This is a genomic window from Synechococcus sp. R60.1 (assembly GCF_047461835.1).
Lineage (GTDB): Bacteria > Cyanobacteriota > Cyanobacteriia > Thermostichales > Thermostichaceae > Thermostichus.
Window position 1 is genome coordinate 1 of sequence record NZ_JANSIA010000013.1, and the last position, 7,198, is coordinate 7,198.

Genomic DNA, 7,198 nt, shown 5'->3' on the forward strand with positions numbered 1-7,198 from the left:
TTTTGATGCTGATCCCCTACTTTCGCTTCGTGTCTCACTTTTTGCAGCCGGCTTCGATTATCCATCGCATTGAGCAGCAAGTGCGGCAGGCCATCCTGGGATCCCTTGCTTCCAGGAGATCAGGATCGGACTCCGGATCCAAGAGGGGCTATTTCTCCCGTTGTTCACTGCAACTGCAGCCTCGTCACGACAACGTTGTGCAGCAACAGCGATGCGCAGGAATACAGGGTGCCGTAGGCATAGCAACAGAGCAGCACTCTCCAATGGGCGAATGCTCGCCAGCTCATCAGCGCTGCCTCTCGGCTCTGGATGAAATCAAAAGCATCGCCACCAGTGCTCTCCGTCAGCAGGAGGGGAGCATTCTCCTGGAAGCCTTGGACAGCTTGAAGTCTCTGTGGGTCTTCTATGCTGCTCACAAAGCACAACTGCCCCCTGCCTGGTTTCTCCTTACTCCAGCTCTGTGGCGGGATCCGGACTTTGCTTCGGTGGATAGGGGCCTGCTGGGCCGGATCGAGGCAGAAGGATCCTGGCTGGAGCTGAAGATCCTGCGGCAGTATCAAGCCTTATTTGCCGAGGGGCTAAACGGCATGCGCCAGGCGAGCACCCTGGTGGCCATTCACAGCCGGGAGCTGGGGATCCGCGCCCTGGAAGCCCAACAACTCACGGTAGCGGGGTGGGTGATCAAGTTTTTCAACACCTATCTGCGGGCCGTCATCAACGCGCGAGACATCCGCAGCGGCTACAACCTGCTCAAGCAGTACCGCTTGTTGGCCGAGGCAGCCCTACAACACCGCCAGTCGGCTCTGGTCTTGCAGATTGTTGGCTACTTTCGCTACTACAGCTTAATTGCCTACAAAGCTGGCCTCTTTTTCCTATCTGAAACCTTTGGCTTTGATCTGGGAATGTTGGCCCAGTCGAGCTGTGCTCTGGGCTCTGAAACAACGGAAGCCATTGTGCAAGCCTTGTTACGCCTGGATCAAGACCCCGTTCGCGTCAGCGGGACGGAGTCCTTAAGCGAGCAACAGGAAACTACCCTGCGTGGGATCCGCAAAACCCAGGTGCGGGTGGCAGCCTATTTCCTCAGGTGTGGGCGGGAGGATTTGGCCAAGCTGATCTATTGGGATATGCAGCACGAGCCCCTGGCGCGCCTACAGAGCATCCGGCAAGAGCTACAGTCCACCACGGCTGTTATCGCTACTCGGACGGAGTCCTCGTTCTGGGAGTTCACCGATCGAGGGGAGAACTTCTACTTTCTCGAACCGGCTCTGCAACCCTATGCCGACCAATTTTTTGGGTGGTTTCAGGGGCTAGCCGCCGTGCAGGAGGAACAGGGATCCGTGGAACTTCCTTGAAGAGAGGAGACCGGATCCCTCACGGCAGAGTTTAAGCTGGGGCAGGGCTGCTGCTTGTTGTCGTTCCCTTGTCCCATGCGTCCTTTGAGTCACCTCTTCGCGTCAGCGTTGCGTAGTCACAACAGCCCAGGCTTTTCTCCCCCCAGGGGATCCCTGGGATCCAGCTCCTTTGTCCGGTTTCGCCGCAATCCTCATCTGCTGCCCTTTTGGGGCCTCAGCCTGCTGATGATGGGCTTGGCGGTGCCCCTGTTTGTGCTCTCGGGGGCGGATCCCAGTTTGGCCGGCTGCGACGAGAGCTTTTACGCCCAGATGGCCCGCGAGCTGCTGCGGAGAGGGGATTGGCTGGGGCCCACTTTTTTGGGAGAGCCCTTTTTCGAGAAACCCCCTCTGCTCACCTGGAGCGTGGCCTTCAGTTTTGCCCTATACGGGGTGAATGAGTGGGCGGCGCGGCTGCCGGGGATCCTCGCTGCTCTGCTCTCCATTCCCCTGGTGGGCTGGATTGGGCGACCTTTTTTGCCAATGCGGGCGGTCCTTTTGGGGATGGCAATTTTGCCCTTGTGCTACCTCTGGGTGCAGCAGGGGCGGCTGGTGGGGCAGGATGTACCTCTCACCTTTCTGGAGCTGCTGGGGATCCTGGGGCTGATCAACGGCATCCACGGCCACAAGGTTTGGTTTTGGCTGACCGGGGTAGCCTTTGGGCTGGGCCTGTTGATGAAAAGCGCCATGATCCTGCTGCCGGGGGCGGCTTTGATCCCCTACCTGGCACAGCACCGGCGACAGTGGCTGGGATCGGCTCAATTCTGGCTGGCGCTTGGGCTGGGCTTGGGGATTTTTGGCCTCTGGCTAGGTCCAGCCATGCAGGTGTATGGCCCACAGGTGCTGACCACCCTGGTGGGGAAGGTGTGGGATCTGGGGCAAGAGCCCTTCCATGCGGATGCCACCGGCTGGTACTACTTTTGGCACATTCCCGTTCATGGCTTCCCGTGGACGGTTTTGGCTTTGGTGGGTGGCTTTCTCCTGGTGCGCCAGCAGCCGGGATCCACGCTGCTAATCTGGTCTTTCCCCCTGCTGCTGCTGTTGTTGTTGCAGCTTTATCCCACCAAAACCCCCTACTACACCGTGCAGCTTTACCCTTGGCTGGCTCTCTTGGCCGGGGTAGCCTTGGATCAAGCGTTGGCTATGCGGGGTCGCGTCAGCGGTGCGGAGCACTTAAAGCCCCGTCTGGCCCAGGTGCTCTCTTGGGGACTGGCAGCGGTGGGGCTGTTGCTGTTGGGTTTGGGGGTGGCCGTCCGGCTAGGTGTAGACGGTCTGGAGCTCCTACAGCCTCATGCTTGGCCGCTGGTGGTGATGGGTGTTTTGTACCTCTTGCTGCCAGGGATCTGCAGTTGGTGGCGGGTGTTGCGCTGCGCCGGCGAGCTGTGGGTGGGAATCCTCTTGTTGGTCGGGATCCTCGCCATGATCACCATCGTCTTGCGGCCTGATTTCGGCAACTTCAGCCCTGCTTTTGCCCAAATGGATTGGAACCAAATGCTGCCCCCGTCCGTTCGCGCTATTCGGACGGAGTCCTCGACAGAGGCTGGGGAGACGGTGGTGGATATTGGCCGCAGCGGCTTGCCGGATGTCTGTCAGGCTCAGGCCATCGCTTTTTATACCCCCCATCCGGGGAGATGGGTGGATGATCAGGCTCTGCAACGAGGGGAATATGGAGACTACCTTTGGGTTTCTCCGGTGCAGGCAGAACAGGTGGAGATCCGGGATTTGGGGTTACAACCTCTAGCGGCGGTGGAGGGCTGGCAACTGGTGCGCCGTTTGGATCCCCTCTTGGAGCAGGGCAGCGGGGAGCCTCTTTGAGTTTAAAAATCTTAAGTTTAAGAATCCTAGGAAGTGTTAAAGCATGGCGGGAATAGCGGAATCGGGCCGGTCGTGGGTGTCTCTAGAGCGTACCTGGGTAATCCAGGGATTGGCTTGGCTGGCAGCGCTGCTATTTGTGGCGGGGGTGATCCTGCTGGCGGGGGCTTCACCTCTCCAGGTGGCGGCCAGCATGTGGCAGGGGGCCTTCGGCACTGAAGCTCAGTTTGGCCGGGTTTTGGCAACGCTGGCTCCCCTTGTCCTCTGCTGCTGTGGGCTGGTGTTTACGTTTGTTGCCGGTCTCTACAACTTGGGCATCGAAGGGCAAATGGTGGTCGGGGCAATTGCGGCCACGTTTCTGGTGCGTCTGGAAGCGGGATGGTTGCCGCCGCCACTGGCCATTACCTTGGCGCTTTTGGCCGGGATCCTGGGGGGGGCGGGCTGGGGCCTGTTGGCTGGGATCCTGAATGTGTGGGGGCGGGTCAACGAGATCTTCGCTGGGCTGGGGCTGAATTTTGTTGCCCAAGGTTGGGTGCTCTACCTGATCTTCGGCCCTTGGAAAAGGCCGGGGGTGGCTTCCATGAGCGGGACGGAAGTGTTGGATCCCCGTCTGTGGTTGCCCACCTGGGGGCGGTCAGAGGCCAGTCCGGTGGCGTTGCTGCTGGCCCTGTTGGCTTTGGCCCTGACGGTGCTGGTGGTGGGCAACACTCGCTTCGGCCTGCAGTTGCGGGCGGTGGGGAAAAACCCTGTAGCTGCTTTCCGGTTGGGGATCCCGGCTACCCGCAGGTTGCTCATGGCATTTGCCTGCTGTGGGGGCTTAGCAGGGCTGGCGGGCGCCTTGCAGGTGTTGGCTCTGTTCCATCGCCTCATCCCCAATATCTCCAGCAATTTGGGCTTTCTGGCCTTGTTGGTGGTGATGCTGTCAGGCTTTAACCCCCTGCTGATTTTGCCGATTGCCTTTTTCTTCAGCAGTCTTAACATCGGCAGCTTGCAACTGCCTCTCTCTTTGCAATTGGAGTCTTCTTTGGCCGGTGTGATTCAGGGATCCCTGGTGTTGTTCGTCTTGCTGGCCCAAGGGATCAGCCGCCGCTATTTCCTTGGGAAAGGTTAATGGCTTCGGCGATTTCTGGGATCCCTTTGCGTTAGCGTTGCGCAACAACGAGATTTAACTCCTATCGCGGGGGAAAACTTTGGATTTTTCTGCTCAGGACAGTGGTGCGGTTCCTCTGCCGTAGGCATAGCACCATCAACATCGGGAAATAAGGTTATCGTAGAAGGATGAATCGGACATCCCCTTTTTCAAATCGACCGCTCATCGGCGTTACCACCCGCAACCGCAATGACGAGGGAGACTTTGTAGCGCCAGGCCGCTATGTGGATGCCATTCGTGCTGCCGGAGGGATCCCTGTTCTTTTTCCCCCAGGCGAAAGCGAGCCCCAAGTTTTGCTGTCTTGGGTGGATGGCCTGGTGTTGACCGGTGGCGGCGACCTCTGCCCCAGCACCTATGGAGAGGATCCGCAACATCCCCAGGTGCGCTATGTGAACGCGGAGCGGGATCGATTTGAGGTGGCCTTGGCTCAGGCCGTGCTGGCCCAGGGGATCCCTGTTTTAGGCATTTGCCGGGGGATGCAATTGTTAAATGTGGTCAGTGGCGGCAAGCTGATCCCCCATGTGCCTGATGTGTACGACGAGCTGGATCACTTCAACCCCGCTGATCGCAAGCCCATTCGCCACAATGTCAGCCTGATCCGCTCCACACGGCTACACCAAATCGTCGGCGCAGAAGAAATCTCTGTGGTCTCTTGGCACCATCAGGCCATCCGCGATGTGCCCTCAGGTTGGCGTTTGGCTGCCCGTTCTCGAGATGAGCTGATCGAGGCCATTGAACACGAAACCCACCCCTGGGCTGTTGCCGTGCAGTGGCACCCCGAGTTCACCTTTGAAGAAGCCGAGCACTTCCGTCTGTTTCAAGCCTTTGTGCAGGCAGCACTGCGTTTTTCCCCGCGCCTAGCTGGCCTGCTGCCCAACCCTGAGCCCGTACCCCAAGTCGCCTAAAGGAAGGTTCCCAGCCAGAGGACAGTCCTGCCGTTGGAGAATCATCCAACAGTTATCCCGTCAGTTATCCCGTCAGTTATCCCGTGCTAACTTCTAGGCGGTGCCCCCTTGTCAAGAAGCGCCGTTGTCGCTACGCGACGCTAACGCGAACGCGGTAGCGGGACGGAGTCCTTTCCCGTCAGGGTGCCGTGGGCATATGAACAGGGAGCGACCGCTGGAGAGAGTCGTCTCTTTAGGGCTGGCTTTTGCCAGCTCAGCTCTTTTGGGTGCCTGCGGCGAGTGGAACTCTTCCCGAGCAGACCGGGTCAGTTGCCTAGCGATGCCTTTGTGCGCCTTTACGATGCCATCGGCAATGAACTCTGGAGCCACCAGTTTAGAACCCCTGACCAAGAAAACTGGGTTGCAAGCCCTGCCCTTAAGGGCGGCTTTTACTTCATCGCTACGTGACGCTTTCGCGGACGCCTGCGGCGGCGCAGAGCGCTATAGTCTGTCTTAGTTGGGGCACCGGTGAAAGTAAGTGTATCGCGTCCGCAGGCTCAAGTTAGGAACTTCCCCACAGTTGCACCAGTTGGCTTTGGCAGCAGGCCAGCTGTATTCCCAAACCCTCGTTTCCTTTTGGCGGGTAGTCCGTAAAAAAGGTTTGTGGTTGAAACCCGCAAGCTTAATGCGCTGGTTCCCCAACAGCCCAGAAAATGAGCTCCATGCCCACAGTGCTGACGCCGTAGTGCAGAGCTTCTGTGCTGCCCTGAAATCCTGGCGCAGCCGCCGCAACAGCGACCCCACCGCCAAGCCCCCCAAAAGACGGCGGCGCTACTTCAAGGTCATCTGGAAGTCCTCTGCCATTAGGGTTCGGGGTGGGAAGTTAGTTCTTTCCAACGGCAAGACCAACCCGCCTGTGGTCATTTCTTGGGCGTGGGAGACTCCAGTCCAAGTAGAAATCGGCTGGGACGGCAAGCAGTACGAGCTGCGGGCCTGCTACGACCCCAGCAAACGGCAGGCGGAGAGGAAAGAAGAGGAAACACCAAAGGCCGGGGAAGTGGCAGGGGTGGATTTGGGAGAAGTGCATCTGGCCGTTGCCCACGATGGGAAGGAAACTTTCATAGCCAACGGGCGGTTGCTGCGTTCCCAAAGGCGTTACCAGAACAAGCTGAAGGGCAAGCTCTCCAGGCTAATGGCTCGCAAGAAGAGAGACTCACGGCGGTGGAAGCGGTTAGTTCGTTCTAAGCAGCGTCAGTTAGCTAGGCTGGCAAAGCAGATGGCGGACATTCTCCACAAGCAGACGACCAGGTTGGTCTCCACGCTCCAAGCAAGAGGCGTGCAGACGGTTGTGATTGGGGACATCCGGGATATCCGGCGGTCGGCCCAGTACAACAAGGCAGCCAACCAGAAAATCCACCAAATGCTGTCGGGACAGGTGCGGCGGATGCTCACCTACAAGACAGAGCAGTTGGGGATGCGGGTGGTGTTGCAAGAGGAGCGGTACACCTCGCAGAAGTGCCCGCGCTGCAACATGCTCCACAAGCCCAGTGGTAGGGAGTATCATTGCCGAGCCTATGGCTTTAGGTTTCACCGCGACGGTGTGGGTGCAGTGAATTTGAGACGGAAGTATCTGGGGCAGTTCGATGTCCCAGTAGTTGGGGTGATGGCATCCCCCATTGGGTTGAGGTATTGGCCTCACGCCCAATGTAGCCCGGCAAGTGAAAGTCGTTTCACAAACCGGGAAAGAATCCCTCGCCTTTAGGCGGGAGAGAATGTCAATGGATCGGTTCTCTTGCTTCGGATAGAAGGGGAAATCTTTGGGTGGCGGGGGTAACTCGGGGAGCCTTTCCTGACCAACCCCGATCGCGTCAGCGGGACGGAGTCCTTTCGCGTCAGCGGGACGGAGTCCTTTCGCGTCAGCGGGACGGAGTCCTTTCGCGTCAGCGGGACGGAGTCCTTTCGCG

At 58.8% G+C, this 7,198-nt stretch carries 5 protein-coding genes; all 5 read left to right on the forward strand.

The genetic code is table 11. The annotated features are described in order from the left end of the window. The coding region (locus NW834_RS03350) for a hypothetical protein (RefSeq protein WP_414426213.1) at nt 1–1,352 on the forward strand (1,352 nt) is incomplete at its 5' end. 75 nt (nt 1,353–1,427) lie between these two features. Continuing rightward, the gene (locus tag NW834_RS03355; RefSeq protein WP_414418994.1) at nt 1,428–3,203 is read left to right on the forward strand and encodes an ArnT family glycosyltransferase; all 1,776 of its coding nucleotides are present in this window, start codon (nt 1,428–1,430) and stop codon (nt 3,201–3,203) included. A 43-nt stretch (nt 3,204–3,246) separates the two neighbouring features. After that, entirely contained in the window at nt 3,247–4,311 is a 1,065-nt protein-coding gene (locus NW834_RS03360; protein ID WP_414375051.1) for an ABC transporter permease, read from the forward strand. Nucleotides 4,312–4,478: 167 nt separating this feature from the next. Then, nucleotides 4,479–5,255, forward strand: a complete 777-nt coding sequence (locus NW834_RS03365) for a gamma-glutamyl-gamma-aminobutyrate hydrolase family protein (protein ID WP_414389413.1) — start codon at nt 4,479–4,481, stop codon at nt 5,253–5,255. A 646-nt stretch (nt 5,256–5,901) separates the two neighbouring features. Then, on the forward strand, nt 5,902–6,996 hold the full coding sequence (locus NW834_RS03370; RefSeq protein WP_414418993.1) for an RNA-guided endonuclease InsQ/TnpB family protein: 1,095 nt from the start codon (nt 5,902–5,904) through the stop codon (nt 6,994–6,996). The last annotated feature ends 202 nt before the right edge of the window (nt 6,997–7,198 follow it).

Bases quoted from the DNA above. Each gene is read 5' to 3' on its own strand.
- NW834_RS03360 (WP_414375051.1), top strand. From the start codon at position 3,247: ATGGCGGGAATAGCGGAATCGGGCCGGTCGTGGGTGTCTCTAGAGCGT.
- NW834_RS03365 (WP_414389413.1), top strand. From the start codon at position 4,479: ATGAATCGGACATCCCCTTTTTCAAATCGACCGCTCATCGGCGTTACC.
- NW834_RS03355 (WP_414418994.1), top strand. From the start codon at position 1,428: ATGCGTCCTTTGAGTCACCTCTTCGCGTCAGCGTTGCGTAGTCACAAC.